Source organism: Sphingomonas sp. Root720, from assembly GCF_001428605.1.
Classification (GTDB): domain Bacteria; phylum Pseudomonadota; class Alphaproteobacteria; order Sphingomonadales; family Sphingomonadaceae; genus Rhizorhabdus.
In genome coordinates, this window is the sequence record NZ_LMID01000016.1 from 77,394 (window position 1) to 103,888 (window position 26,495).

At 68.5% G+C, this 26,495-nt stretch carries 21 protein-coding genes; 7 read left to right on the plus strand and 14 right to left on the minus strand.

Annotated elements, in window-relative coordinates; all coding sequences use genetic code 11:
• Positions 1-6: 6 nt before the first annotated feature.
• A complete protein-coding gene (locus tag ASE22_RS25095) occupies positions 7-2,139 on the minus strand; it encodes a GumC family protein (RefSeq protein WP_056366458.1) in 2,133 nt (710 codons plus the stop codon).
• 49 nt (positions 2,140-2,188) lie between these two features.
• Positions 2,189-3,745 carry a lipopolysaccharide biosynthesis protein gene (locus tag ASE22_RS25100; protein WP_082545848.1) on the minus strand — a complete coding sequence of 519 codons (1,557 nt, stop codon included), beginning with the start codon at positions 3,743-3,745 and terminating at the stop codon, positions 2,189-2,191.
• A gap of 247 nt (positions 3,746-3,992) precedes the next feature.
• On the opposite strand from ASE22_RS25100, the gene ASE22_RS25105 reads away from it, so the two are divergent.
• The gene (locus tag ASE22_RS25105; RefSeq protein ID WP_056366464.1) at positions 3,993-5,237 is read left to right on the plus strand and encodes a glycosyltransferase family 2 protein; all 1,245 of its coding nucleotides are present in this window, start codon (positions 3,993-3,995) and stop codon (positions 5,235-5,237) included.
• Between the two features lie 25 nt (positions 5,238-5,262).
• On the opposite strand, the gene ASE22_RS25110 is transcribed toward ASE22_RS25105, so the two are convergent.
• Both ASE22_RS25110 and ASE22_RS25115 read right to left on the minus strand, forming a co-directional pair.
• Positions 5,263-6,870, minus strand: a complete 1,608-nt coding sequence (locus ASE22_RS25110; RefSeq protein ID WP_056366467.1) for an FAD-dependent oxidoreductase — start codon at positions 6,868-6,870, stop codon at positions 5,263-5,265.
• Between the two features lie 39 nt (positions 6,871-6,909).
• Positions 6,910-7,899 (minus strand): glycosyltransferase family 2 protein, encoded by a 990-nt coding sequence (locus tag ASE22_RS25115; RefSeq protein WP_056366469.1) that lies wholly within the window; start codon positions 7,897-7,899, stop codon positions 6,910-6,912.
• A gap of 233 nt (positions 7,900-8,132) precedes the next feature.
• Between ASE22_RS25115 and ASE22_RS25120 the strand changes: the two genes are divergently transcribed.
• Genes ASE22_RS25120 through ASE22_RS25130 form a run of 3 tightly spaced genes read left to right on the plus strand, consistent with a single transcriptional unit; the run spans position 8,133 to position 11,289 of the window.
• The gene (locus ASE22_RS25120) at positions 8,133-9,254 is read left to right on the plus strand and encodes a hypothetical protein (protein ID WP_056366472.1); all 1,122 of its coding nucleotides are present in this window, start codon (positions 8,133-8,135) and stop codon (positions 9,252-9,254) included.
• Complete coding sequence (locus ASE22_RS25125) at positions 9,251-10,261, plus strand: glycosyltransferase family 2 protein (RefSeq protein ID WP_056366628.1); 1,011 nt, start codon at positions 9,251-9,253, stop codon at positions 10,259-10,261. The genes ASE22_RS25120 and ASE22_RS25125 overlap by 4 nt, the downstream gene beginning before the upstream one ends.
• Positions 10,258-11,289 (plus strand): acyltransferase family protein, encoded by a 1,032-nt coding sequence (locus ASE22_RS25130; protein ID WP_056366475.1) that lies wholly within the window; start codon positions 10,258-10,260, stop codon positions 11,287-11,289. The genes ASE22_RS25125 and ASE22_RS25130 overlap by 4 nt, the downstream gene beginning before the upstream one ends.
• Here ASE22_RS25130 and ASE22_RS27070 read toward each other — a convergent pair whose 3' ends face one another.
• Positions 11,290-11,439, minus strand: coding sequence for a hypothetical protein (locus ASE22_RS27070; RefSeq protein WP_156397552.1), 150 nt, complete (start codon positions 11,437-11,439; stop codon positions 11,290-11,292). It abuts the gene before it with no gap.
• 81 nt (positions 11,440-11,520) lie between these two features.
• The gene (locus tag ASE22_RS25135; RefSeq protein WP_056366478.1) at positions 11,521-12,306 is read right to left on the minus strand and encodes a class I SAM-dependent methyltransferase; all 786 of its coding nucleotides are present in this window, start codon (positions 12,304-12,306) and stop codon (positions 11,521-11,523) included.
• Positions 12,307-12,620: 314 nt separating this feature from the next.
• Here ASE22_RS25135 and ASE22_RS25140 point away from each other — a divergent pair, with 314 nt between their 5' ends.
• On the plus strand, positions 12,621-15,113 hold the full coding sequence (locus ASE22_RS25140; protein ID WP_200956581.1) for a PAS domain-containing protein: 2,493 nt from the start codon (positions 12,621-12,623) through the stop codon (positions 15,111-15,113).
• Positions 15,114-15,143: 30 nt separating this feature from the next.
• Here the strand turns inward: ASE22_RS25140 and ASE22_RS25145 are convergent, their stop codons facing one another.
• Positions 15,144-15,854: a lysozyme inhibitor LprI family protein gene (locus tag ASE22_RS25145; protein ID WP_056366481.1), complete on the minus strand. Its 711-nt coding sequence runs from the start codon at positions 15,852-15,854 to the stop codon at positions 15,144-15,146.
• 224 nt (positions 15,855-16,078) lie between these two features.
• On the opposite strand from ASE22_RS25145, the gene ASE22_RS25150 reads away from it, so the two are divergent.
• Together ASE22_RS25150 and ASE22_RS25155 are read left to right on the plus strand one after the other, a co-directional pair.
• A complete protein-coding gene (locus ASE22_RS25150; RefSeq protein WP_268797212.1) occupies positions 16,079-16,480 on the plus strand; it encodes a UrcA family protein in 402 nt (133 codons plus the stop codon).
• A gap of 146 nt (positions 16,481-16,626) precedes the next feature.
• Positions 16,627-18,228: a GMC family oxidoreductase gene (locus tag ASE22_RS25155; protein WP_200933315.1), complete on the plus strand. Its 1,602-nt coding sequence runs from the start codon at positions 16,627-16,629 to the stop codon at positions 18,226-18,228.
• Between the two features lie 4 nt (positions 18,229-18,232).
• Here the strand turns inward: ASE22_RS25155 and ASE22_RS25160 are convergent, their stop codons facing one another.
• From ASE22_RS25160 to ASE22_RS25190, 7 genes are all read right to left on the minus strand, one after another.
• Entirely contained in the window at positions 18,233-19,588 is a 1,356-nt protein-coding gene (locus ASE22_RS25160) for a sensor histidine kinase (RefSeq protein WP_056366492.1), read from the minus strand.
• Positions 19,585-20,262 carry a response regulator transcription factor gene (locus tag ASE22_RS25165; RefSeq protein WP_056366495.1) on the minus strand — a complete coding sequence of 226 codons (678 nt, stop codon included), beginning with the start codon at positions 20,260-20,262 and terminating at the stop codon, positions 19,585-19,587. The genes ASE22_RS25160 and ASE22_RS25165 overlap by 4 nt, the downstream gene beginning before the upstream one ends.
• 30 nt (positions 20,263-20,292) lie before the next feature.
• The gene (locus tag ASE22_RS25170; protein WP_056366634.1) at positions 20,293-20,799 is read right to left on the minus strand and encodes a PepSY domain-containing protein; all 507 of its coding nucleotides are present in this window, start codon (positions 20,797-20,799) and stop codon (positions 20,293-20,295) included.
• A gap of 25 nt (positions 20,800-20,824) precedes the next feature.
• Complete coding sequence (locus ASE22_RS25175) at positions 20,825-22,057, minus strand: hypothetical protein (protein WP_235536056.1); 1,233 nt, start codon at positions 22,055-22,057, stop codon at positions 20,825-20,827.
• A 208-nt stretch (positions 22,058-22,265) separates the two neighbouring features.
• Positions 22,266-23,708: an efflux transporter outer membrane subunit gene (locus tag ASE22_RS25180; RefSeq protein ID WP_056366638.1), complete on the minus strand. Its 1,443-nt coding sequence runs from the start codon at positions 23,706-23,708 to the stop codon at positions 22,266-22,268.
• A gap of 8 nt (positions 23,709-23,716) precedes the next feature.
• Complete coding sequence (locus ASE22_RS25185; RefSeq protein ID WP_056366500.1) at positions 23,717-25,288, minus strand: MDR family MFS transporter; 1,572 nt, start codon at positions 25,286-25,288, stop codon at positions 23,717-23,719.
• Positions 25,285-26,442, minus strand: coding sequence for an HlyD family secretion protein (locus tag ASE22_RS25190; protein ID WP_056366504.1), 1,158 nt, complete (start codon positions 26,440-26,442; stop codon positions 25,285-25,287). The genes ASE22_RS25185 and ASE22_RS25190 overlap by 4 nt, the downstream gene beginning before the upstream one ends.
• Positions 26,443-26,495: the final 53 nt, after the last annotated feature.

Here is a 26,495-nt window from a genome sequence, read left to right on the forward strand (position 1 = left end):
GAGCGGTCAGTTCTGGTAATATCCCTTGAATTTCTGGTGGTAGCCGTAGACGTCGCTCTGTCCCGTGCTGGCGTAGCGGCGGATGTCGACCTGGGTCAGCGCGAGGCCCGCGATATTGGCATTGGCGTCGACGAGCAGTTCGATCGCCGTCTCGGCCGCGCTGATCGAAGTCTTGCGCCAGCGGGTAATGACCAGGACGCTGTCGACCACGGAGGCGACCGCGCGGGCATCGGCGACCCCCAGGATCGGGGCGGTATCGATCACCACCAGCTCAAATCGCTCGCGCAGCTGGCGCAGCAGCTTGTCGAGATTGGCGGGGGTCAGCGGGTCGTAGGCGCTCAATTGCCCTTCGGCCGTGCCGAGGACATGGAGGCCGGTCGCCTCGTCGACGACCAGCGCATCGTCGAGACGGGCCTGGCCCGACAACACCTCGATCAGGCCGACACTCGGCTGGATGCCCAGCATCTCGCTGGATCCGCGGCGGCGCAGGTCGCAGTCGACCAGCACGGTGCTCGTCCCGGCCATCGCCGCCGTGCGGGCCAGGCAGACCGAGGTCGTGGTCTTGCCCTCCTGCGGCAGCGGCGAAGTGATCGCCAGCGTCCGCGCCCGGCTGCGCAGGGCCACGAAGGCCCTGAGACTGCGCAGCGATTCCGCGAACGAGGAAAAGGGGTGCGAGATGATATAGTCCTGGGGAGTCTCGGTCTCGCGCAGGCCGCCCAGCGTCGAGCCCAGGCTCGGCACCGCACCGGCATAGCGGACGCGCAGGCGCTTTTCGACGTCGTCCTTGGTCTGTACTCCGCGCTGCAGATATTCGGCGAGCGCTACGGCGACCAGGCCGCCGAACAGCGCGCCGACGATGCCGAACAGGGCTGCGAGCTTGACGTTGGGCGAGTCCGGTAGGGTCGGCACCACGCCGAGCGAAGAGATGCGCGCGTCGGGCTGTTGCAGGCCTTCCTGTGCCGCGGTCTCCTTCGATCGGTTGAGGAACGCCTCGTAGATCTGCTTGCTCGCCTCCGCACGCCGTTCGAGTTCCAGATAGCCGACCTGCGCCGAGTTGTTCGACGCCAGCGTGCCCCTCGCCTGCGCCTGGCTGCCCTGAAGCGAGCTCAACCGCGAGGACGCGACCCGCACCTCCGCCTCGAGGCTCGACAGGATTCGGTCGATCTCGAGCTGGATCTGGGAGCGGATGTCGGCGAGCTGGCTCTTGGCGGTCCGCACCTCGGGATAGAGATCGCCATAGCGTGTCTCGAGCTGGGCGAGCTGCTGACTGGCTTCCGCCTCGCGGGCGCGCAGGCCGGCGACGGTGCCCGAGCCGAGCGCCGCGCCGACATCGGCGCCCTTGCCGCCGCGCTGGAGCTGGGCGCGCGCCGCACTGAGACGGCCCTGCTTCTCGGCCAGTTCGGCGCGGGCGAGCGAAATCTGCTGGTTGAGCGAGGACACTTCCTGCTCGGCCATCGTGGCGCCCTGGGCGCTCATCAGGCCGTTGCTGATCTTGTAGTTCTGGAGGGCCGCATCGGCCGCACCGGCGGCGGCGCGCAATTCGGTCATGCGGCGGTTGAGCCAGACATTGGCCGACCGGGTCGCGCCGACCTTCGAATCGGTCTGCGCCGCGACATATTGGCGGGCGAAGCTGTTGGCGACTGCCGCGGCCATGTCGGGGCGGTCCGAACTCGCGGTGATGTCGATGACATAGGTCAGCCCCGAGCGGACGACCGCGACCTGACGGAGCAGCCGCGCCGCGGCGCGCTGCAGTTCGGCCTCGCTCCGGATCGGCCCGACCTCATAGCCCTGGCGGCTGAGGTCGGTAGCCACGCGCATCGCCAGGGTCGGCGAGGTGAGCATGCGCACCTCGGTATCGACGACGTCGCTGTCCTTGGGGAGGTTGGGCACGACCGACTGCATCTTGATGACGTCGTTGGTGCGCGGCTCGATCACCACGCTGGCGGTGCTGGTGTAGATCGGCACCATCGTCACGGTGCGGAGCACCACCGCCGCGAGGATCAGCAAGGCGACCCCCAGGAACAGCCACAAATGCCGCCTGAAGATCATCCACAGGTGGCCGGGATCCGGCAGCAAGCCTTTCAGCCGCCCGCCTTCGGCCCGGTTGTCCGCGGTGGGGAAGTCCTGCACATGGTCCATGATCGATTATCAACCTCCGATTTGACCTGCCAAAAGCCCCCTTTCAGCCTCAACGTGATTCGGTTGCGGGTTCCCCTACCCCTCCCTCGTGCCGGTCCGGCACACGGGCCGGTGGCCCGAGCCTGCCCAGTCTGGCGCTCGCCAGGCCCGCGGCCTCGGCCAGCGTGGCGCGGCCGGCGGTGGAGAATGCGAGCAGGAACCAGAAGCTCCCGAAAGCGAAACAGGCCGCCAGCACCAGCCCCGGCAGACTGGTGGCGCCGCCCCAGAAGCGCCATCCGGCCAGGCCGGCCAATGTGCCGGCCAGCGCGATCGCGAACGGCCAGATGATCGACAGCAGGTCGCGGTGGCGCACGGGCCCCGCCCTGCCGACCCACCACCACAGGACCGGCATGCGGACCAGCAGGTCGCTGAGCGCATAGGCCGCCGCCACGCCGACCGCGCCCCAGGGCAGGCCCGCCGCGAAGGCGAGAATGCTCGTGACCATGTTGAACACGCCCCAGCGTCCGAACTCGCCGCCGCGCCGCTGGCTGATGAACAGCCAGCCGAAGGTGGAGGTCATCGGTTGGTGGAGCGCCGCGACGGCGAGCCAGGTGAAGATGACCGCGGCCGGCTGCCAGCGCGGTCCCATCAGCGTGACCACCAGCGGCTCCGCGAACATCAGCATGAAGGCGACGCCGGGCAGGGTGATCATCAGCATCAGCCGGATCGTGCGCCGATAGGCATGGCGGTAGCGGTGCGGTTCGTCGGCAAGGCGCGACAGCACCGGCACCATCACCCGGCCGATCGGGTTGTTGATCTGCTGCAAAGGGAAAAGCAGCAACTTGTAGGCGCGATCGTAGAAACCCAGCTGCACCGCGCCCGCCCAGCGCCCGATCATGACATTGTCGAGATTGCGGGCGAGGAAATTGGTGAGAGTGAAAGTCGAGAGCCCCGCCCCGAGGCGAAGCAGTTCGCGCACCTCGCCGAAAGGCGCGGGCCGCCCCGGCAACCAGCGCGCCGTCAGCCACGCGCCGACCAGCCCGACCGCCATGCCGACCAGCACCGAAGCGACCAGCGCCCAGATGCTGGGCGCGAACCACGCGAGCGCGAGCGCCGCCGCGAAGCCGAACAGGGTCGAGGCGATGTCGATGAGCGCGATCGTCCCGAATCGAAGCGACCGGGTAAGCTGGGCGAAATGCTGGGTGGCGAGCCCGGAGACGAGGACAGATCCGGCCAGCGCCAAGGCCGGTGCTACGAGTCGCGGTTCGTCGAAGAAGGCCGCGATCAGCGGTGCGCACACGGCGAACGTCACGGCCAGGACAAGCGACAGCACCGCATTGATCCAGAACATCGTGCTCGCCTGGGCATGGGAGAGATGCGGGGAGGCGATCACCGCCTGCGACAACCCGATGTCCTGCACCATCATCACGAACGCCGCCAACGGCATGACCATGGCGAACAATCCAAAGTCCGCAGGTGCGAGGAGCCGTGCCAAAATCACGACGGACAGTAATTGCGTTGCAAATTTCACAACTTGCGCGGCACCAATCGCAACCGTTCCATGAACAGCATGGCGCCGGAGGTCTCTATTATCTGCGGAAGACCTCTCTTCCCGTGCCGATATCATGGCAGTGCACCACCCTACGGTTAGTGTTTACTGCCCCCCAACGCGATCGTTATATTCGCACTGCAGCATAAAACCATCTTTTTTTCATCCGAGCATCGGAATAGGGTTGGGCAACGGACTCACAAGGCCTTGCGCGCCGGATGGCCCCGATGGGGCGCGCAAGGCAGGTCGCGGGCGAAGCCGTCGACCGGTGATCCACACCGAATCGCCTCCGGGGGGGAGGCGTGACAACGGAGACACGGCCCATATGACCGATGCCGCGAATGCCCCCCTTCCCGTGACGGTGCTGATGCCGACCTTCAACCGCGCCCATTACCTGGCCGAGGCGCTGGATAGCGTGCTGGGCCAGGAGCCTCCGCCCGCGGAGGTGATCGTCATCGACGATGGCTCGGAGGATGCGACGGGCGAGGTCGTCGCCGCCTATGCGGCGCGTGGCGTGGCCTATGTGCGGCAGGACAATGCCGGCAAGGCCGCCGCGCTGAACAACGGCCTGGCCCGCGCCTCGCAGGACTTCGTCTGGATCTTCGACGATGACGATATCGCCGCGAAGGGCACGCTCGCCGCGCTCCACCAGGCGCTGGTCGATCGTCCCGATGCCGGTTACGCCTATGGGCTGTGCGACAAATTCTTCGGCGAATGGCCGAACGATGCGCGCGAGCGCAACACCGCCTATGCGTCGGACGAGCGCGCGGCGCTGTATGTCCGGCTGATGGAGGATTTCTTCATCTGGCAGGGCGCCATGCTCGCGCGGCGGAGCTGCTACGCCGCTGTCGGGCCGTTCGACACCCGCCTCGCCCGGTCGCAGGACTACGAGATGGCGCTGCGGCTGGGACGGGCGTTCAAGGGGGTCGGCCTGCCGATCGTCGCCTTCCATCAACGCCACCATGCCGGCGTGCGCGGCCCCAAGGGCGCGACCGTCAAGGCGCACGAGGTCGAGCAGGCCTGGCGGAAGTACAACCACCTGATCTTCCGCGAGCTTCACGGCAGCCACGAGCTGGCCGAATTCTACATCGGCACGCCGCAGAATGGCGAACTGTCCCCGCGCGAGACGCTGACCGCGCTGATCCAGCGCGGCAGCATCATGGCGCGCAAGGGGCTGTGGGACCTCGCGGCCGCCGATTTCGAGGCGGCCGCGCAGCGGGCCGGATCGCTCGCCGTCGTCGACCTTTGCGAGCAGGAGAAGGCCGCGCTGCGCCGCATCTTCCAGCGCGGTGCCCGGTCGATCTTCCAGGACGGGCGCGAGGCGCGACGCTTCTTCGGTGCCATCGCGGCCTTCCCGAAATCGCTCCGCAACCGGATAGAGGGCAATATGCTGCTGCCCGTCACCTATCGCATGCGGCGCCTGTCGGGCGTCACCGACCGCAGGTTCGAGCTCGGCCAGCTCGGCATCATGGCCCGCCACCTGTTCAAGCGATCGTCGATCCGGTCCTATTTCGACGCGCGCCGCACAGATCGCGGCATGTATGGCGTGGAGCCGCTCGCCGCCGCCTGATGTCGGAAGAGTGCGTCGGCGTCGTTCAGCCGTCCACGGTCGGCGTGAGCACGGGCGCCGCGAGCTTGCCGATCCGCTCGGCCAGCCGCAGCGCCAGCGCGACGATCGTGAAGGTGGGGTTGGCATGGCCGCCGGTCGGCATGACCGAGGCGCCGCAGACGTGGAGATTGGCAAGCTGGTGGACCCGGCCATCGGCATCGACGGTGCCGGTCGCCGGGGTCGCCGACATGCGGGTCGCGCCCAGATGGTGGTAGCTTTCCATCATATGCTCGGCGGTCAGCCCGCCGCTTTCCTCGAGGCCGGCGATCGGCAGCAATGAGCCCCATCCCTGCCGGGCGAACATCTCGCGGATGCGGCCGGTGAAATGCGCAACCGTCCGCCGTTCGAGGTCGGCGATCCGCCAATCGACCCGGACCTTGTTGAGCCCGAAGCTGTCCTTGCTGTCGGCGAGCGCGATCCGGCTCGCGCGATCGGGGGCCTGTTCGACATCGACGACGACGCTCGCCACCGGATCGGCGAGGATCGGATGCACGCCGCGCGCATAGCGCCAGACGTCGCGGCAAAAGTCGCCGGGCCTGACGCCCTGCCGCGGCGCGGTCATCCGGATCCGGTTGAGCGGCGTCCCGGCGCGCAGCTGCTGGATCGCGTCGCGCAGCGATCCCGGCCTCGGCGCGTAGCGGATTACCGCACTGGCATTGAGCAGCTGTTCGGAGCGCTGCTGCCGATCGCGCAGGACCAGGCCGGTCTCATATTCGGTGCCGCTCCGGACGACGAAGCGGTTGAGCAGGTTCTGCAGCCCCATTCCGGCCGGGTCGAGCATGACGTCGGCCACCTTCACGCGCGGATGCTGCATGAAATAGTGCCCGGTCGTCTGCCCGACGGCACGCAGCGGGCCGCTGGCGGTGATCGCCGCGTTGAGCAGCAGCCGGGCATTCTCGATCCCGCCGCAGCAGAGCACGAAATGCCGGGCCTCGACCCGCACCGAGCCCCCCCTGGCGGACTCGGCGACGATGGCGCGAATATGGTTGTCGTCGGCGCTATCCTCGATCCGGGTCAGATTGGCGTGGAGGATGAGCTTGGCCCGGCGGGACCGCCGCAGTTCGGCCAGGTAGCGGCTACCCCAATCCTGGTAGCGATTGCGGCCGTGCGGGGCGAAGCGCCACAGAAAGGGTTCGATGGCTTCGTCGACCATGTCGAAGGCGGCGAGCCGTTCGAACTCGCGCACATGCTCGCGCCAGGGTTCGCCGAAGCCGCACATCGCCTCGGCCGCGCGGTAATAGGGCCGGAGGTCGTCGAGCCCGATCGGCCAGCCACTGCCCGGAACCCAGTCGCGCCGTTCGAAATCGATCGGGTCGAGTTCGGCGCAGCGGCCGGTCCAGCTGCCGGTGGCACCGCCCAGCCGGCGGAAGCGGCCTTCGTCGAGACGGATTGGCGCGCCAATCGATTCGCCGTCGAGCAGGGCCTGCTGCGCCAGCTCGGTCTTCGTGCCGCCCGCTTCGAGCAGGCACAGGTCCACGCCGCGGTCGAGCAAGGCCTTGGCGATAGTGACGCCCGCCGCGCCACCGCCCACGATACATATCGCGGAGTTCACCCACAGCTGGCCATCGGCCACCTGCTCGAGATCGATGATCAATCCGTTCCCCTTGTGCCATTCTCCCTGGCGGCTGCCACGTCAGCCGAACAAATAGCGCAGCGCGCCCTCGGGCTCCATCGCCCCGTCGATATCGCTCCGGCGGCGCAGCTTGTCGCGGGCGACGTCCTGCGCGATCCGCCACAAGGTCGCGGGCCGGCGGGCATAGTCGCTCACCGCGCGCGGAAGGCCGCCGCTGTGCTTGCGGTCGAGGAAATCGCGGTGGTGCAGCTTGCGCCGGACATGGCCGAGATGACGCTCGACCAGGGCGCGGTCGCCGGCGGGCAGTCCAGGAAGGCCGAGCAGCCGCTCATGCGCGACCGCCAGCGCCGCGAGATCGGCGGTACGGTGCCGACCGCTGAGCGAATGCGCGCGCTCGACCGCGACATAGCCGCAAAGGTCGGTCAGCCGGAACCGCGCCCCGGCCGCGAGCGCCTGGCAATAAAGGATGAAATCCTCCCCCAGTCGCAGCGCCTCGTCGTAACCCAGCCCGTTCCGCACGAGAAAATCGCGGCGCATCAGCGGCTTCAGGAAGCCCAGCTCGCCGCGCATTACCCCGCGCCGCGGAATATTGCCGGCGACGAAGGCGGGGAGCCCTATCAGCCGCCCGTTGGCGGGAAAATCGCGCAGGTCGGCGAAAGCGAACCCCGCTGCCCGGCTTTCGGGCACGAAGGCGATATTGTCGGCGATCATGTCCCAGTCGGGCATCGCCAGCAGCCGGGCGAAGCGGCCAGGCACGATGAAATCGTCGGCATCGAGGACCGCGACGAGATCGGCCGAACTGGACCGGAGCGCGAAATTGCGCGCGACCGACGGCCCCCGGTTCCGATCGTGGCGCAGGATGGCGAGACGGCCGCTGCCGTCGTCGGCCTCGGCGGCGCGGGCCGGGGTAGCATCGGTCGAGGCGTCATCGACCACGATGACCTCCCGAACCTCGGGCTCGCGCAGCGCCGACGCCACGGCGCGGGCGATCGTCCGCTCCCCATTATAGGCGGCGACGATGACGCAGACCCCCTGCTGCCGGTCGGACATCAGCGGAGGCTCCCTGTCGGAGAAGGAGGGAAATCGGCCATCCGCCAGAGGATATACATCTCCCCGTCGCTGGCAGGGTCCGCGGCGTTCGTTCGGGCCGCCAAACTGCACGGGCCATCGAAGAAACCGCGATCGACGCGAAAAACGGCTATTGCCGACACGCGTTGGGTGCAGCGCAATAAGACGGTGGTCGACACGGGGGATTCGCGGCGGGGGCCTCGAAAGGAACCAGGTTGAAGGTCGCTTATTTCGTCCATGACCTGCACGATGCAGCGGTCGCGCGGCGGATCGTCATGATGCAAGCGGGCGGGCTGGAGCCGGTGGTGCTGGGCTTCCGCCGTTCTCCCCTCGCCCCCGCCGACATCGGCGGCGCTCCGGTGGTCGATCTGGGCCGCACCGCCGATGCCAGGCTGGGTCAGCGCGCCGCGGCGGTGCTGCGCAACTGGTTGTTTGCGAGCCGCATCGGCACGGCGGTCCAGGACTGTTCCATCTACATGGCGCGCAACCTGGAATCCCTGATTCTCGCGGCGCGCGTCGCGGGAGGCCGGCCGGACGTGCGCCTCGTTTACGAATGTCTCGATATCCATCGCACCCTGCTCGGTACCCGGGCGGTCGATCGGCTGATCCAGAAAATTGAGCGGGCGCATCTCGAACGGGTCGACCTGCTCGTCACCAGCTCGCCGGCGTTCCTATCCAACTATTTCACGCCGCGCCTGTCGCCGCCGGAGCCTGCGCTGCTCGTCGAGAACAAGGTGCTGCGCCTTGCCGAGGCCATTGCCCGTCCCGACCTGCCGCGCGACCCCGGACCACCCTGGACGATCGGCTGGTTCGGCATGCTGCGCTGCCAAAGATCGCTCGACATGCTGGCCGCGCTTGCACGACAGGCCGAGGGACGGGTGAAGGTGCTGATCGCCGGCAAGCCCGCGCGCTCGGAGATCCCCGATTTCGACCGGGTGGTCCGCGACAGCGACGGGCTCGCCTATGCCGGCCCCTACATGCCCGATGATCTGCCCGGACTCTACCGGCGCACCCATTTCACCTGGGCGATCGACTATTTCGAGGAGGGACTCAACTCCTCCTGGCTGCTGCCCAACCGGCTGTACGAGGGCAGCTTCCATGGATCGGTGCCGATCGCGCTCGACCATGTCGAGACCGGCGCATGGCTGCGACGGCGCGGTGCCGGCGTCCTGCTCCGCGATCCGGTCCCGGAACTCGCGGCACTCCTCGGTACGCTCGACGAGGCGGGCTATGCGGCGGAACGGGCCCGGCTCGACCATATCCCGCTGCCCGACCTGGTGACCGGGCGCGAGGATTGCGCCGCATTGGCGGCGGCGCTGGCGGGGCGCGGCGCGTGACGGCGGCGGACATCCTCGCCGGCGACGTGCTGATCGTCATCCCCTGCCTGAACGAGCAGGCAAATCTGCCGCGCCTGCTCGATCGGCTGGTCGCCGACACCGGCGGCGCCGACATCGTCGTCGCCGACGGCGGCAGCACCGACCGCAGCCTGGAGATCGTCGCCGACTATCGCCGCCGCCACCGGAACATCCACCTGCTGCCCAACCCGCGCCGCATCCAGAGCGCCGGGGTCAACCTCGCCGTGACGACGATGGGGCGCGGCAAACGATGGCTGCTGCGGATCGACGCGCATTGCGACTATCCCGACGGATATATGGCCGGCCTGCTCGACAGCGCCGCCCGCCATGACGCGACATCGGTGGTCGTGCCGATGGTGACGCGCGGGCAGGCCTGTTTCCAGCGGGCCTGCGCCGAGGCGCAGAACTCGCTGATCGGCACCGGCGGGTCGCCGCACCGGCATCTCGGCGAGGGGCGCTATGTCGACCATGGCCATCATGCACTGATGCGGATCGACCTGTTCCTGAAGGTCGGCGGCTACCGCGAGGCGCAGAGCCATAACGAGGATGCTGAGCTCGACATCCGTCTCCAGGCGGCGGGCGGGCGCATCTGGCTCGAGCCGGGCCAGGCTATCGTCTACCATCCGCGCAAGACGGCGGGCGCGCTGCTGCGCCAATATTTCAGATATGGCGAGGGCCGCGCCCGGACGATGCGGCTGCACCGCATCCGGCTGAAGCCCCGCCAGGCGTTGCCCCTGCTGGTACCGGTGGCGATCGCGCTGCTGCCTCTCGCCCTGCTGCACCCGATCTTCGCGCTGCCCGCGATCGGCTGGGCGGCGATCTGCCTGACCTACGGGATGCTGCTGGGCTTGCGGCAACGGTCGGCCTGTGCCGCCGCCAGCGGCTTTGCGGCGATGATCATGCATCTGGGCTGGGGCAGCGGCTATCTCCGGCAGCTGGTCCAGCCGCGTCCCGGCGAGCGGCACTTGCCGGCGTTGACCTTCCGATGAGCAGCCGGGCGCCCGGCAAGCCCCTGGCGGCGGGCACGGTCGCGGTACCGAAGGCGATCGACCGGGTACAGGTGACGCGCGGCCTCGCCTGCCTGCTGCTCGTGCTGTTCCACGTCGTCGGCGGCAAGGCGGACGACGGGCTGCGGATCGCCGATGCCAGCATCGGCCGCCAGGTCCTCGACGTCCTGCTCTATGTCCGGATGCCGCTGTTCGCCTTCATCTCCGGTTATGTCTATACATTTAAGCCGCTCGACCCGGCGCGGCCCGGCCGCTTCCTGCAAGGCAAGCTGCGGCGGCTGGCGCTGCCGCTGCTGTCGGCGACGACGCTCTTCTACCTGGTGGCGCTGGCGCGCGCGCCGATGCCGCCCGCCGATGCCGCCGCCGGCCTTCTCCACGCCTATTTCTTCTCCTACGAAATCTACTGGTTCCTGCAGGCGATGCTGCTGATCTTCCTGCTGCTGCCCTTGCTCGAACGCTTCCTGCTCGGGTCGCCGCGGGGCTGCGCCATGGCGGTGCTGGTCGCCTTCCTGCTGACCGTCCCCGCCGAACCGTTCGATTTCCTGTCGATCAACGGCGCGGCCTTCCTGGCGCCCTTCTTCTTCATCGGCATCGCCGCGCGGCGCTTCATCGGCGAGCTGACGCCGAATTGGACATGGCTGCTGCTGGCGATCCTGGTCGTGGCCTTCGCTCTCCACGCCTACAACGTGGCGACGATGCCACCGCACATGGGCGCGCGGCGCGGCACCTGGCTATCGCTGATAATCGGCGGAATCTCGCCGCTGCTGCTGATCGGCCATGTGCCGAGGGTGGCGCTGCTCGCACGGATCGGCGCCTCGTCCTTCGCGATCTTCCTGTTCCACATCTTCTTCATCGTCGCGATGCGGATGCTGCTGAAGACGCTCGGGATCGAGAGTTTCGCGATCCATCTGATCGCGGGCCTCGCCGCGGCAATTGCCGGACCGATGCTGCTGGAGGCCCTTCTGGCGAAGGGGAAGGTGACGCGCCGCCTGTTCCTCGGCCTGCGTTGATCAGCTCAGCAAGGCTCCGGCGACGAGGACCGGAGCCCAGGAGGCCAGCGCAAGGACGATCGCGACCATGACGCAGGCACCCGGATGCCATCGGCTATCCCTATCGACCACGGAGGCGGTGCGTTCGGCGGCGACGATCTTGCTGATCATGGGCGACTCCCTCGCCAGGATCATAGAAGGCGAGGTGCTAACAAGTGGTAAAGGCGAAAGGTCGCACGCCGTGCCGGCCCGTCACGGGGCGGTCGATCCGCCCTGTTTCGGCTTACGGAAGCGGTAGAGGAAAAGATCGGTCCTACCGCGCACTGCGGGATCGAACACCAGCTTGGTGTGATCGTCGCCGGGATTGGCGAGCAGCGGGCTTTCCGCCTCCAGCCTGAAGCCGGCCGCCGCGAAGTCGGCCTTCACCACCGCCGGGTCGATCCGGTGGAGCTTGTCGACGACGGCGCGGGTATCGCCGGCCGGACCGGCATGATCGATCACGCCCACCACGCCGCCCGGCTTCACCGCCGCGTAGAGTTGCGCGAGGAAGGCCTGCGGGTCGGTGCGCGGAATGCCGTATTTGGCCGATTCCCAATAGAGGTCGTGATAGTTGAGGCTGATCATCACGACGTCGAAGCGCCGGTCGCCGGCCGAGAAGGCCTCGAACGGATAGCGCTGGAAGTCGATGTCGGACCGCCGGGCGGTCAACGCCTTCCAGACCTTCTGCTCTTCGGGATCATTGTAGAACTGAGCCGGCTCGAACGCCGTGACCTTGCCGCGCGGACCGACCGTATTGGCCATGATCTCCGCCCAGTAACCCGACCCGGTCATGACGTCGGCGGCGGCCATGCCGGGCTTCAACCCGAGGAAACCGAGCACTTCGGCAGGCTTGCGGCCTGCATCGAGCATGGTCGCATCGGCCGGGCGTCCCGGCGCCGCCACCGCCTTTTGCAGATAGGCGGGTACCGCGGCGGAGGACGCCGCCGCGAGCAGCAGGGCCGCCCCCGCGAGAGCCGGGAACATCGATCGACAGCGCATGGCATCCTCCCTTGTATCGGCGGAAACTGGACCGTTCGGCCCGCGCGCTCAAGCCGCGGCCATGTCGGTCGTCGACCGGGCAAGGCGTTGATCGAAAGCCGTCGCCGACCATCCCCCTTCCCCGCCGGTCCGATGCGCAGGGCCATGGGAAGTACCGACGCGCGCTGCCGGGCGCGGGAAGAGTTGCCGGAGCTGGTCCAAAACATTGATCCATTTCAGGATTTGTGCGTTGCCTGTCGATCGAACGGGGGAAACCGGATTATGCGCGGGGCCATTTGCACCCGCATAGTCGTTTCCCGACCAGGCAGGGGCGCATGGCGGACGGCACGGGCAACATGGCGGGCGAGCAGTGGGAATTGCTCCGGCGCAGCGGCGCGATGGGAGCGGCGATCGCGGACACGGATTGGTCGGCTTCGCCCCTGGGGCCGCCGGCAGCATGGCCGGCCGCCCTGCGCGCCAACCTGGCCCTGGCACTGGGCGTGCACATGCCGATGTTCATCTCCTGGGGGCCGGAACGATCGACGGTCTACAATGCCGCCGCCGCCGACCTGATCGGCAACCGCCACCCGGCGAGGCTCGGCGCCCCGATCCACGATGTCCTCCCCGAGATCGCCCCCCTGGTCGACGAGATCGTCGAAAAGACCGGGCAAGGCGGAACCGTCCTGAAGGAAGGCTATCCGGTCGAGCTGGCCAGCCGGCCAGGCGAGCGGCATTGGGCCAATATGTCGGCGTCGCCGATCCCCGGCGACGACGGCGAGGTCGAGGGCATCTGCCTGATCTATCGCGACGTGACCGCGCAGATCCAGCGCGAACGGGACTCGATCGAAAGCGAACAGCATTACCATGCGCTGTTCGACAGCATGGACGAAGGCTTTTGCGTGATCGAGTTCGTCGACGGACCGCACGGCCCGCTCAGCGACTATGTCCATATCGAGGCCAATGCGGCCTATACCGCCAATGCCGGCATTCCCGACGTGGTCGGCAAGCGCCTGCGCGAGGTCGTCGGCGACGAGGCCGAGGAATGGCTTCAGCGCTATGGCGAGGTCCTTCGCACCGGCAAGCCGGTCCGCTTCGAAAAGGAACTGATCGAGACCGGCCGCCATCTGAGTCTGTCCGCCTTCCGGCTCGATCCGCCCGAACGGCGGCAGGTGGCCGTGCTGTTCCAGGACATCACCGCGCGGCGGACCGCCGAACTGGAATTGCTGGAGCTCAACCGAACGCTCGAGGCGCGAGTCGCGGCGGCGCTGGCCGAGCGCAAGATCCTGGCCGACATCGTCGAGGGTACCAATGCCTTCATCCAGGTTTCCGACATGGATTTCAACTGGTTGGCGATCAATCGCGCCTCGGCGGTCGAGTTCGAACGCATCTACGGCATCCGGCCCAAGGTCGGCGAGAACATGCTCGACATGCTCGCCGACAAGCCCGAGGCGCAAGCGTCGATCCGCGCGGTGTGGCAGCGGGCGATCGACGGCGAGGAGTTCGTCGAGATCGGCGAATTCGGCGATCACGACCGCATCCGCCGCTGCTACGAAATGCGCTTCGGCGTGTTGCGCGACGGCGAGGGCACGCAGATCGGCGCCTATCAGTTCGTCTATGACGTCACCGAAAGACTGGCTGAACAGGAAAGGCTGCAAGATGCCGAAGATGCGCTCCGCCAAGCCCAGAAGATGGAGGCGGTAGGTCAGCTGACCGGCGGCCTCGCCCATGACTTCAACAATCTTCTGGCCGGCATCTCGGGTTCCTATGAGATGATCGCGGTGCGGCTGGCGCAGGGACGCAGCAAAGAGATCGAAAAATATCTGATCGCAGGCCAGGGCGCCGCCCGCCGCGCGGCCGCGCTCACCCATAGGCTGCTGGCGTTTGCCCGGCGCCAGACGCTGGCGCCCAAGGCCATGGTCGTCAACCGGCTGCTGCCCGACCTGGTCGAACTGGTGCGCCGCACGGTGGGGCCGGCGATCGAGGTCGAGACGATCGCCGCGGCCGGTCTATGGCCGAGCCTCGTCGATGCCAACCAGCTCGAAAACGCGATTCTGAACCTGTGCATCAACGCGCGCGACGCGATGCCGGACGGCGGCGCGATCACGATCGAGACCGGGAACAAATGGATGGACGAGCGCACCGCGCGCGAACGCGGCCTGTTCCCCGGACAATATGTCGCCATCTGCGTCAGCGACACCGGTTCGGGCATCGACAAGACGATCCTGGACCGCGTCTTCGATCCTTTCTTCACCACCAAGCCGATCGGTGAGGGAACCGGACTGGGCCTGTCGATGGTCTATGGCTTCGCGCGCCAGTCGAACGGCCATGTGCGCATCTATTCGGAGGTGGACCATGGCACGATGGTCTGCATCTACCTGCCCCGCCATTTCGGGGTGGAGGAGGAACCCGAGGGCGACAGGACCGGGGCGGCGGCACTGGCGTCGGAGCAAGCCAATGCGCGGGTCCTCGTCGTCGACGACGAGCCGACGGTGCGCATGCTGGTCGTCGATGCGCTCGCCGAGCTCGGCTATGCCTGTCTCGAAGCGCCCGACGGCGCGGCGGGACTGCGGATCCTGGAAGCCGACAGCGGGATCGACCTGCTGATCACCGACGTCGGCCTGCCGGGCGGGCTCAACGGCCGCCAGGTCGCCGAGGCGGCCCGCAAGATGCAGCCCGACCTCAAGATCCTGTTCATCACCGGCTATGCCGAGAATGCCGTGCTCAACCACGGCCATGTCGAACGCGGCATGGAGGTGCTGACCAAGCCCTTCTCCATCGACGACCTAGCCGGCCGGGTCGACCGGCTGCTCCACCCCGAACGGCGCTGACCGGCGAAGCGCACCCGCGCGCGCTTCGGGTCAGTAGAGCTCGAGTTCGTAGCTGCGCAGCGTCTCGTCGAGCAGCCGGTCGTAGCTGCCCTCGAAGCTGCGGCCGCGGCAGGCGCCAGCCTGGACCACCCGGATCGACAGCGCCTCGGGCAGCAGCCGCAGGGTGCAGCCGTCATCCTTGGCGAGCGGCAGCCCGTCGGCGTCGCCCATCGTCGACACCATGACCTGGGGACCATCCCACAGGGCGGAGCGATCGCCCTCCAGGGTGACGAGGTTCACCTCCGCCGTCCTGGCCGGATCATAGAGGCGCACCCGGAAGCCGTTGGCGCGACCGGGATGGAGCAGCAGCTTCATCCCTCCCGCCGAGCGATAGACGCCCGAATGGACATAGGCCCCGCTCTCGATGTCGTCGACCCGACGGCGCATCGTGTCGCGCAGGCAGGCTGTGTCGCTGAGCACGCAATCGGTCTCGGTCGCGGCGTCGAGCCGCTCGATCGCCTGGAAGCTGGTCAGCCACTGCTGCTGGTCGTTCTTCACATAGGATGCGATCGCACCGTCCCACATCGCCAGCGCCCGCGCATAGGCACCAGCGATGCGCGCGTCATAGTCGCGCATCGCGGGATCGTCGCAGATCGCCCTTTCGAGCTTCGTCGCGACCCTCGCGCAGTCGATGCCGCCCGCCTCAACCCCCGTGGCAAGCAGGGCAAGGAGGGTGGCGAGGATCGGAGCCATGGCCTTCATTGTCGTCTCTCCGGATGGTGACGACTCGTCATGCCCGCTGCCGCCGCGCGGCGCGGTGATGAAAAGCACAATGGCTCAAGGACTTGGCCGCGCGCGCCGTCGGTGCCGGAACAGGCCCCCGCCACAGATCGTTCCTGGGTGCCGGCCGCTGATAAACAGAGCCTGTCGGCCGGCCTTTCGAGGAAGGATGCGACAATGATACAATCGATCTCCACCAAAGCCTGCTGCTCGTCGCGGGCGCCGTGCTGCTGGGCACGTCGGTGCCCGCCTTCGCACAGGATGGCGAAGAACTGGTCGTTACCGGCCGCTACGGCAAGCTGCCCGACAGTGCCCAGAGCGCATCGCACGCGGTCAGCTATGCAGATCTCGACCTGAGCACCAAGGCAGGCCAGAGCGAATTCCGCCACCGGCTCAAGCTGACGGCCCGCTATCTCTGCGACAAGCTGGGCGAGAGCGACACCTCCAGCCCGATCGCCCCGTCCTGCCAGGACGCCGCGGTGAAGGATGCCATGGCCCGCGCCGGCACGATCGAGGAAGGCTTCGCGCCGCGTGGCACCACCTGGGTAGCCTCGTCGCGCTGGCAGGCGCCCTATCCGGCGGATTGGGACAGCCGTTATCCCGATTGAGCCGGAGCTCGCCGGCGGACGGGGCCCCTCGCCCGCCAGCGACCGCCATCCACGCCTGCCGATCAGGGGGCCGATCGCCAGCCCATCTCAACCATATGGCGCTTGATTAGCCGCGCGATCCCCACGATGAAGACCGGGTGAAGGATCTGGGAAGCTTCGACTATGTGATCGCCGGCGCGGGAACCGCCGGCTGCCTGCTCGCCAATCGCCTCTCCGCTGACCCCACCAAGCGCGTGCTGGTGCTCGAAGCGGGCGGCACGGATAGCTGGATCTGGTTTCACATCCCGGTCGGCTATCTCTTCGCGATCGGCAATCCGCGCGCCGACTGGATGTTCGAGACCGCCGAGGAGCCGGGGCTCGGCGGACGCAGGCTCGCTTATCCGCGCGGCAAGGTGATCGGCGGCTGCTCCGCCATCAACGCGATGATCTACATGCGCGGCCAGGCCGCCGATTATGACGGCTGGCGCGAGCTGGGGCTGGCCGGCTGGGGATGGGATGATGTCCTTCCCCATTTCCTGCGCCACGAGGACCATGCGTCGGCGAGCGGCAGCCATCACCGCCGCGGCGGCGAATGGCGCGTCGAGCGTCCGCGCCTCCGCTGGGAGGTCCTCGACGCGGTCCGCGAAGCAGGCGCGGCGCTGGGCATCGCGCCGGTCGACGATTTCAACGGCGGCGACAATGCCGGTTGCGGCTATTTCCATGTCAACCAGCGCGGCGGCCGGCGGGTCAGCGCGGCGGGCGCTTTCCTGAAGCCGGCGCTGGGACGGCCCAACCTGCGGCTGGAGACCGGGGTCGAGATCGATCGCATCCTGTTCGACGATCGCCGCGCGGCCGGCCTCGTCTTCCGGCGCGGCAACGAGCAATGGACGGCGCGCGCGGATGGCGAGGTAATCCTGGCGACCGGCGCGGTCGGCACGCCCAAGCTGCTCCAGCTGTCGGGAGTCGGAGAGGCGGCGCGGTTGAAGCGGTTGGGCATCGAGCCGGTCCACGACCTTCCCGGGGTCGGCGCCAACCTGCAGGATCATCTCCAGATCCGCCCGATCTTCAAGGTGCGGGGGGTCCGCACGCTCAACACCGACTATGCCAATCTTCTCCGCCGCGCGGCGATGGGGCTCGAATATGCGCTGTTCCGGACCGGGCCGCTGACGATGGCGCCCTCGCAGCTCGGCATGTTCGCGCGATCGTCGGATGCCCATGCGAGGCCCAACCTGCAATTTCATTTCCAGCCGCTGTCGCTCGACGCGTGGGGCACCGGCCTGCACCGGTTCGGCGCCTTCACCGCCAGCGTCTGTAACCTGCGGCCGACCAGCCGGGGCCGGATCGACCTGGCCGGCGCCGACCCCTCCGCCCCGCCCCGGATCGCACCAGGATATCTGTCGACCGAGGAGGACCGGCGGACCGCGGTCGACTCGCTACGGCTGGCGCGGAAAATCGCGGCGCAAGCCCCGCTGGCCCGCTACCGGCCGGAAGAGTTCCGGCCGGGCGCCGAGCTCGACAGCGACGAACAGCTCCTCGCCGCGGCGGCCGAGCTCGGGACGACGATCTTCCACCCGGTCGGAACCGCCGCGATGGGCGGCGACGATGATCCCGGCGCCGTGCTGGACGAGCGGCTGCGCGTCCGGGGCCTCGACGGCCTGCGGGTCGTCGACGCGTCGGCCATGCCCCGCATCCCGTCGGGCAACACCAGTTCGCCGACGCTGATGATCGCGGAGAAGGGCGCGGCGATGATCATCGAGGATCGCCGCTAATCCGTCAGGCCGCCGAGGTGGGGAAGCGCCATTCGACACAGAAGCCTTTGTCGAGATTGACGAATTCCAGCGTCGATCGGTGCAGTCGCGCGATCGTGTCGACGAGGCTGAGGCCCAGGCCGATACCCGCGCCGGGCCCCTTCCGCGCGCGATAGAAGCGTTCGGTGATGTGCGGGAGATCGCCATCCGCTATGCCGGGCCCTGTATCGCGCACCGATATGAGCAGCGCGCCCTTCTCGTCCTGTCCCGAAACCACCACCTCCCCGCCCTCGGGGGTGAACTTGATCGCATTGTCGAGCAGGTTGGCGACCGCCTGGAAGACGAGGTCGCGGTCGCAGCGCAGGACCATGCCGGCCTGTACGAAGGTCGACAGCATGATGCCGCGCTCGTCGGCTTCGGGCCGGTAGAAATCGGCCACGTCCTCGAGCAGCGCGGTGAGGTCGGACGGCATCAGCGCGATCTCGCGGCTTCCGGTCTCGAGCCGGGCGATGCGCAACACGGTGTCGAAGATCGCTCCGAGCCTTTCCGCCTCGGCCAGCGCCTCGGCGACCCGCGGCGCATCGCCTTCGCCGGACGCGAGCGCATCCTCCAGGCTGGCACGCAGGCGGGCGAGCGGGGTGCGCATCTCGTGCGCGACGCTGTCCGAGACCCGTCGCACCGACTCCATCGCATGTTCTATCCGGTGGAGCATCGCGTTGAGCGTCTCGGCCAGCCGGTCGAACTCGTCGTCGCTGCCGTCCACCGAGACGCGCTTCGACATGTCCCCGGCCATGACGCTGCGCGCCGTCGCCGCGACCCGGTCGACCCGCCGGCCGATCGCCCGGCTCATCAGCAGACCGCCGAGCAGCGCCAGCAGCAGCGCCGCCACGGCCACTACCGAAGCGCCCGAAGCGAGCGCCCTTTCCCGTTCGCTGATATTGTCGATATCGCGTCCGATGATCAGCCGGGCGCCGTCGTCGAAGCGGCGGTCGAGCGCCAGCGCCTCGAAATCATGCTCGTCGCCATCGACGGAAATGTCGGCCTCGAGCCTGCCCCAGCCCTCGAACACGGTGCGCGGCCAACTCGGCAGGTTTGCGGTGACGACCCGGCCCTTCCGGTCGATGAAGGCGTGAAACGCCTTGTAGCGATCCGACGCGGCATCGCGGGCGCGCAGCCGGCGCACCAGTGCCGCTTCGCCGTCGACGATGTACAGGTTGGCGAGCACGTCCGCCTCGCGCCGCACGACCTGCTCGGCCTGGCGGAGCGGAACGCGCACGACCATGGCGTAATAAGCGCCGACCAGCAGCAGCAGCGATCCGACGAACAGCCCCGCATAAGTGAGCGCCAGGCGGAAGGAGAGGCTGGCGAAGAGCTGCCTCACGCCACCGGCCGCACCACATAGCCGGTGCCGCGCACCGTCTCGATCAGCGGCGCTTCGAAACCGCGATCGAGTTTCTGCCGCAGCCGGCTGACATGCTGGTCGATGATGTTGGTCTGCGGATCGAAGGCATAGTCCCAGACATGTTCGAGCAGCATCGAGCGGGTGACGACCCGGCCCACGCTGCGGACCAGATATTCGAGGATGCGGAACTCGCGCTGGGTGAGGTCTATGCGCCGGCCCGCGCGGGTCACGGTGCGGCCGAGCAGATCGATCACCAGATCCCCGTTCCTGAGCTCGGACGCTTCCGCGAGCGCCGGACCGCGCCGGCCCAGCACCTCGACCCGCGCCACCAGCTCGGACAGGGCGAAGGGCTTGGGCAGGTAATCGTCGCCGCCCGCGCGCAGCCCCTTGATCCGTTCGTCGACGTCGCCGAGCGCGCTGAGGATCAGCACCGGGGTGGTGTCGCCGGTGGCGCGGATCGTGCGGAGGATCTTCAGCCCGTCGACCTGGGGCAGCATGCGGTCGAGGACGATCACGTCGAATCCCTCGGCAGCGGCCCGGAACAGGCCTTGGCGGCCATCGGTGGCGGTTTCGACGATATGGCCCGCCTCGCGCAGGCCCTTGTTCACATGGTCGGCGACACGGGGATCATCTTCGATCAGGAGGACGTGCATTCGCCAGCTATAGCCTCCCCCCGCCGCATCTCAATCATCATAGGCCAACGCGATCCGCCGCCCCGTCGAGGCGTCGAGCAGGACCTTGCCGACCCCGGCCGCGGTCGCCAGCTCGATCTCGTAGACGGCGCGACCCTTGCGAATCTCGAACTCGACCTCCTTGACCTCGCCACGGCTGTGCCGCTCGAGCTCGACGAGATGATCGGCCAGCGCGGTAGCCTTGCCCCCGCTCCGCAGGCGATCCTTGTCGAACCAGCCGCGCAGCCAGTTCTCCGCCCTGGGCTTCACCGCCGAGACGAGCTTGCCGGTGCGGGCGTCGACGCGCACGCGGTGGAGCAGCTGTCCGCGCACGAGGTCGATCTCATAGACCAGCCGGCCGCCGCTGGTCTCCAGCTCGCCCTCGATCGCACGCGCCGACAGGCTGCGCTCCGCCAAGCCGATCGCCCGGGTCAGACCGATCAGGTCCTGCGCCGTGGCAGGCACCGCCATGACCGCCAGCGCCGCTCCAGCAACGACGCAGAGCAACCGTCGAAACATCATCATCTCCTTGGACAAGGGGGCGTCAGCGCGGTTCGGCGCCGAGGAAGGCGGCGATCGCGGCGGCCGCGCGGTGCGAATGGCTTTGGCCCTCGCTAAGATCGAAGGTGTCGGCGAAGGCGCGTCGCTGCTCGGGCGCATAGTCGCCATGCTCCGCGATCGCCCGGTCGATCCCTTCGATCAGCCGTTCCGCGCCGTCGACCACCGGGCCGAAACGCCAATGCGCATAGTCGGGATCGTCGCGCCAGCGATGGCCATGGCTGTTGACGAACAGCGCCGGCCCGGGCTCCCGCAGGAACTCGTAGACCTGGCTGCTGACGTCGCCGACATAGATGTCCGCGAGGGCGGTGTAGCTCATGTCGATCGAGCGGTGGCTGCCGAGGTCGACATGGACGTCGGGGCGATCGGCATAGGGCGCCAGCGCCGCGCCTACCGCGGCGCGGGTGCGGGCCGTGTCGCACAGGCGGATATGGGGAGCGACGACCAGGTTGAAGCGGCCGTCGCGGACGATCGTATCGACGATCGCGACGCCGTCGCGCGGCCAGGAACCGAGCTTCGCCGAGAAATGCGGGTTGTAGAGGATGACGGGGCGCGCATCGGCGAAAGGCGACCAGTGCGGATCGCGCAGCCGGTCGATCGCCTCGAACTTCGGGTACCCGACCACGGCATGGGCGCCGGGCCGGATCAGCCCTTCGGCCAGCATGCGGCGGCGCTGCTTCTCGCCCGCGACGAGTGCGAAATCGAAGCGGGCGATGCGCGGATCGAAGCCCGCCGCCCGATCCCCGGCGCCATGATCGACATGGATCAGCCGGGGCCGGGTGACGCCGAAGCGGCGCATGACGGTCGACGTCCGCTCGGGCAGGGCGATCGCATCATAAAGGTTCAGCTGGCGGCGGACCGCGGCGAGGGTCAGCAGCTTGGGAGGCACGGCGCTGCGCAGCAGCTCGGCGGTCCGGTGCAGCAGCGGCGGGCCGATCCGCTCGAAGCGCAGCAGGCAGTGGCTCTCGGCGCGGGTCAGCGAGCGGGCGAGGTCGAGATGCGCCGCCGACGCGGACAATATGTCGACATTGGCCCGCCATCCGAGGGCAAGCGCCTCGGCCGTCGTGATCCCGTGCAGGATCTGGTGGGCCTGGGCGTTGAACAGAAAGGCGACGCGCAGCAAGGGTGCCGCCGCGCATCCCGGCTGCGGGGCTTCGCCTCCTGCCGTCCCGGCATCCGGCATGGTTCCGATCCCGGACCGCGCGACGACCAGTTGCACCGCCAATCTCGATCTCCTCGTTCGACGAGGCGGTGGATAGAGGGCCTGCTTATGGGCCAGATAGCGCGAAGATTTGATTTTCGCAATGTTGGCCCGGACGACCGTTCACGCCTGTCGTCATCCTGGCGAAAGCCGGGATCTCTCTTTTTCTCGTCGAGGAGATGAAGGCGATGGATCCCCAGCTTCGTCCGGATGACCCGTAACGGCGCTATTCCCAGCCGAGGCCGAGCGCCTTTTCGAGGGCGATGAAATCGGTGGTCATCTCGGCCTTGGCCTGGATCAGCGACTGATCGGCCGCGATCCGCTGCCGTTCGGCGTCGAGCAGTTCGATGCGGGTCGCGGTGCCGGCACCGAAGCGCTGCCCCGCGATCGCCGCCACGGTGTCAGCCGATGCCTTGCTGCGGGCGGCGGTGGCGACGGCCTGGCGGCGAGCGCCGTAGCGGGACAGTGCGTCCTCGGCATCGCGCAGGGCGGCGAGCACCGACGAACGATATTGGGCGGCGGCCTCGTCGCGCGCGCCCTCCGCCTGACCGACCCGCGCCGCGTTGCGTCCGAAATCGAGGAAGTTCCAGCTCAGCTGCGGCGCCACGATCGCGGCCAGCTTATCCGGATCGACCACGTCGCCGATGCTGGTGCCGCCCAGGCCGATGATCCCCATGAAGCTGAGCCGCGGAAAGGCCGCCGCCTTGGCCGCACCGATCTTCGCCGTGGAAGCCGCGAGCTTGCGCTCGGCCGCGCGCACGTCCGGACGGCGCCGGAGGAGCGCCGCCGGGTCGCCCACCGCCACCTCGGCCGGCGGCAACGGAACCGCCCGCGGCTCGGCGAGCAGGGCGTCGAGCGCGCCGGGCACCTCGCCGGTCAGGGTCGCCAGCGCGTTGCGATAAGCGTCATATTCGGCGCCAATCGGCAGCTCCGCGGCACGGGATTGTTCGACTTGGCTCCGCTGCCGCTCCACATCGAGCGCCGAGGCGGCCCCGCGCTCGCGCCGCTGCGCGGTCAGCGCGTAGATGGCGCGCTGCTTCTCGACCGACTCGCGGGCCAGCGCGAGACGCTGCTGGCGATCGCGCAGCGCGACATAGGCTTGGGCGACTTCGGCCGCGAGGCTCACCCGCGCATCGGCGACATTGGCCTCGGCCGCGCCGAGCGAGGCGCGCGCCGCCTCGACGTTGCGGCGCTGCCCGCCGAACAGGTCGATCTCCCAGCTCGCGTCGAAGCCGACATTGTAGACGCTGAGCGATTCCTCCTCGTCTCCGCCGCCGCCATCCGCACCACCTTCCCCGCTCCCGTCGGAGGAGCCCAGATCAAGGCCGGGCACGCGGGCGTGGAGGTAGACGGCCGACGCATTGGCCTTCGGCAGGGCATTGGCGCGTTCGAGGCCGAGCGCCGAACGCGCCTGATTGAGCCGCGCCTGGGCGATCGCGACGCTGGGGCTGCCCGCCAGCGCGCGCTGCTCGAGTTCGTCGAGCACCGGATCGCCGAGCGCGGTCCACCAGGCCGCCGCCTGCGGCGCCTGCGCGGCGACGTCGCCGGGCGCGCGGACGAAGGCCGCCGGGGGGCTCGCCGCCCCCGCCGACGTCGGCCCGCGATAGTCGGGGCCGACGGTGCAGCCGGCCAGGAGGGTCATCGGCACAAGCCAGAGGGGAACACGCATCATCAACCTCAATGCATCGCGATCGACTGCCCATGGGGCAGCGGGCGGAGGAGCAGGACCAGCGGCATCACGCAGACGATGCCGACGGTCATCAGCCAGAAGATATCGTTGAAGGTCATCACCAGCGCATCGCGCTGGATCGTCCCGGCGAGGGTACGGAGCGCCGCGTCGGCATTGCCCAGGGCATGGGTCAGCGCCGCCAGATAGTCCTGCACGCCCTCCGAATTGGCGCCGATCGTCTCCTCGATCCGCCGGTTGTGGAGCCACTGGCGCTGGTCCTGGACGATCGCGATGCCGGCCAGCGCGAAGGATCCGCCGAGATTGCGCATCGCATTGAACAGGCCTGCCGCGTCGCCGGCATCCTCCGCCGTCACCGAGGCGATCGCCGCCTGGTTGAGGAACAGGAAGGCCATGATCGTGCCGACACCGCGCAGCAGCTGGGAATCGACGAAATCGCCGCCCGCCGACTGGGCGGTGAGCGAGGTGTCGATGCCGCAGCTGATCGCCATGACGGCCAGGCCGACACCGACCGCGATGCGGATATCGACATAGCGGATCAGAAGCGGCGTGAAGGGCATCATCATCAGGCTGGGGATGCCCGAGATCAGCACGATCTTGCCCGATTGCAGCGCATTGTAGCCGGCGATCGAGGCGAGGAATTGCGGGATCACATAGGAGGTGCCGTAGAGCATCATCCCGATCACCACCGCCATGACCGCAACCGCGCCGAACTGCCGGTCGAGCAGCAGCTTCAGCTTGATGACGGGGCGCCTGGCGAGGAACTGGCCGGCGAACAGCGAGACGAAGCCGATCGCCGCGACGATCGAGACCTGAACGATCAGCGCGCTCTCGAACCATTGCTCGCGCTGCCCCTCCTCGAGCACGACGGTGAGGCCGCCGAGGCCGAGCGCGAGCCCGGCGATGCCGAGCCAGTCCGCCTGGGCGAGCTCGCCCAGCCGCGCCTTCTGGTGCGGCATGGTGACGAGCAGCAACAGGACGAGCACGATGCTGACCGGCACGTTGAGGAAGAAGGCATAGTGCCAGCTGATATTCTCGGTCAGCCAGCCACCGATCAGCGGGCCCAGCACCGGCCCGAGGATCGCCGTCACGCCGAACAGCGCGTTGCCGATCGGCTGCTGCTCGCGCGGCAATCGCGTCGCGATGATCGTCATCGCGGTCGGGATCAGCGCACCGCCGGTGAAGCCCTGCCCCACCCGGCCGATGATCATCACCGTCAGGTTGGCGGCGAGGCCGCACATGATCGAGAAGCCCGTGAACAGGATCGTGGCGACGAGCAGCAGGGTGCGGAGGCCGAGCACGCGTTCGAGCCAGGCGGAGAGCGGGATGATGACGATCTCCGCGACCAGATAGGCGGTCGCGATCCACGTTCCCTCGGTCCCGCTCGCCCCGATCTCGCCCTGGATCGTCGGCAACGACGAGTTGACGATCGAGATGTCGAGCGTCGCCATCATCGCGCCGAGGCTACCGGCGATCACCGCCAGCCAGGCGCTGGCATCCGCGCGCTGGGCCGGGGCGCCCACCGCCGCGGCACCGCGCCGGTCAGCGGTGGCCGCGCTCATCGTCCGGTCCGGGCGTTATGCCGTTCCTGCTCCTCGCGGACCCGGTCCGCGGCGCCCTTGGCCGAGCGCGTGTCCACGGTGACGTCCACCGACATGCCGGGTACGAGCAGGGCGCGGGTTTCGGGGCCGGGACTGATCGCGATGCGGACGGGGATGCGCTGGACGATCTTGGTGAAGTTGCCGGTCGCGTTCTGCGGCGGCAGCACCGAGAATTGCGCGCCGGTACCCGGCGAGATGCTGGCGATCCGCCCCGGGATGTCGACCCCGGGCAGCGCGTCGACCTCGACCTTCACCGGCTGGCCGACCCGCATCAGGCCGAGCTGCGTCTCCTTGAAATTCGCCTCGATATAGAGGTCGTGGGTCGGCACCACGCTCATCATCCGGGTGGCGGCCTGGACGAACTGGCCCTGCCGCACGCTCTTGTCGCCGATCCGGCCGTCGACCGCGGCGCGCACGACGGTCGCCTCGACATCGGTGCTGGCGGCGCTGAGCTGGGCGCGCGCGGCCTCGCCCTGGGCCTTGGCCTGCAGGACCTGCGCCTGGAGCGTGCCGATCCGGCGCCGCGCGCTGTCGAGCGCAGCCCGGGCACCGTCGAGCTTGGCGGCGGCGAGCGCCGCCTGGTTGCGGAGCTCGGCGACCTTCTCGCGCGTCTCGGCACCGCTTTCGCCAAGCGGCTTGTACCGCGCATATTCGGCCTGCGCGAAACCGGCATCGGCGCGCGCGGCGGCGACGTCGGCCTGGGCGCGGACGATCGCGGCCCGCTGCTCGAGGATCTGCGCGTCGACCCCGGAGGCATTGGCGCGGGCGACGTCGATCTGCGCGCGGAACTGCGCGGTCTGCGCGCGGTAGTCGCGCGGATCGATCCGGACGAGCGGCTGGCCCGCCTTCACGTTCTGGTTATCGATCACGAAGACCTGCTCGACATAACCCGACACCTTGGGTGCGACCGTCACGGCGTCGGCCTGCACATAGGCGTCGTTGGTCGACTGCTGGAAGCGGCCGTAGAGATGGTAGCGCAGGAAACCCAGCGCGCCGCCGATCAGGACGATTGCGACGACGACGAACAAGATCCGCCGCACGCGCGGGTTCTGCAGGGGCGACGGCTTGTTTTCCTCATGCTCGGAAGAGGAAGGCTGGGCACTGTCGTTGCTCATCTGGAGTTCCGTATCTCAATCCTGTGGCGGGCGATATGCTCGCACTTGCAGCA

What these genes read in the sequence shown, in the direction of transcription:
- ASE22_RS25095 (WP_056366458.1), bottom strand. Translation starts at nt 2,139, where the DNA reads ATGGACCATGTGCAGGACTTCCCCACCGCGGACAACCGGGCCGAAGGC.
- ASE22_RS25100 (WP_082545848.1), bottom strand. Translation starts at nt 3,745, where the DNA reads ATGATATCGGCACGGGAAGAGAGGTCTTCCGCAGATAATAGAGACCTC.
- ASE22_RS25105 (WP_056366464.1), top strand. Translation starts at nt 3,993, where the DNA reads ATGACCGATGCCGCGAATGCCCCCCTTCCCGTGACGGTGCTGATGCCG.
- ASE22_RS25115 (WP_056366469.1), bottom strand. Translation starts at nt 7,899, where the DNA reads ATGTCCGACCGGCAGCAGGGGGTCTGCGTCATCGTCGCCGCCTATAAT.
- ASE22_RS25130 (WP_056366475.1), top strand. Translation starts at nt 10,258, where the DNA reads ATGAGCAGCCGGGCGCCCGGCAAGCCCCTGGCGGCGGGCACGGTCGCG.
- ASE22_RS27070 (WP_156397552.1), bottom strand. Translation starts at nt 11,439, where the DNA reads ATGATCAGCAAGATCGTCGCCGCCGAACGCACCGCCTCCGTGGTCGAT.
- ASE22_RS25135 (WP_056366478.1), bottom strand. Translation starts at nt 12,306, where the DNA reads ATGCGCTGTCGATCGATGTTCCCGGCTCTCGCGGGGGCGGCCCTGCTG.
- ASE22_RS25140 (WP_200956581.1), top strand. Translation starts at nt 12,621, where the DNA reads ATGGCGGACGGCACGGGCAACATGGCGGGCGAGCAGTGGGAATTGCTC.
- ASE22_RS25145 (WP_056366481.1), bottom strand. Translation starts at nt 15,854, where the DNA reads ATGAAGGCCATGGCTCCGATCCTCGCCACCCTCCTTGCCCTGCTTGCC.
- ASE22_RS25165 (WP_056366495.1), bottom strand. Translation starts at nt 20,262, where the DNA reads ATGCACGTCCTCCTGATCGAAGATGATCCCCGTGTCGCCGACCATGTG.
- ASE22_RS25170 (WP_056366634.1), bottom strand. Translation starts at nt 20,799, where the DNA reads ATGTTTCGACGGTTGCTCTGCGTCGTTGCTGGAGCGGCGCTGGCGGTC.
- ASE22_RS25180 (WP_056366638.1), bottom strand. Translation starts at nt 23,708, where the DNA reads ATGCGTGTTCCCCTCTGGCTTGTGCCGATGACCCTCCTGGCCGGCTGC.
- ASE22_RS25185 (WP_056366500.1), bottom strand. Translation starts at nt 25,288, where the DNA reads ATGAGCGCGGCCACCGCTGACCGGCGCGGTGCCGCGGCGGTGGGCGCC.
- ASE22_RS25190 (WP_056366504.1), bottom strand. Translation starts at nt 26,442, where the DNA reads ATGAGCAACGACAGTGCCCAGCCTTCCTCTTCCGAGCATGAGGAAAAC.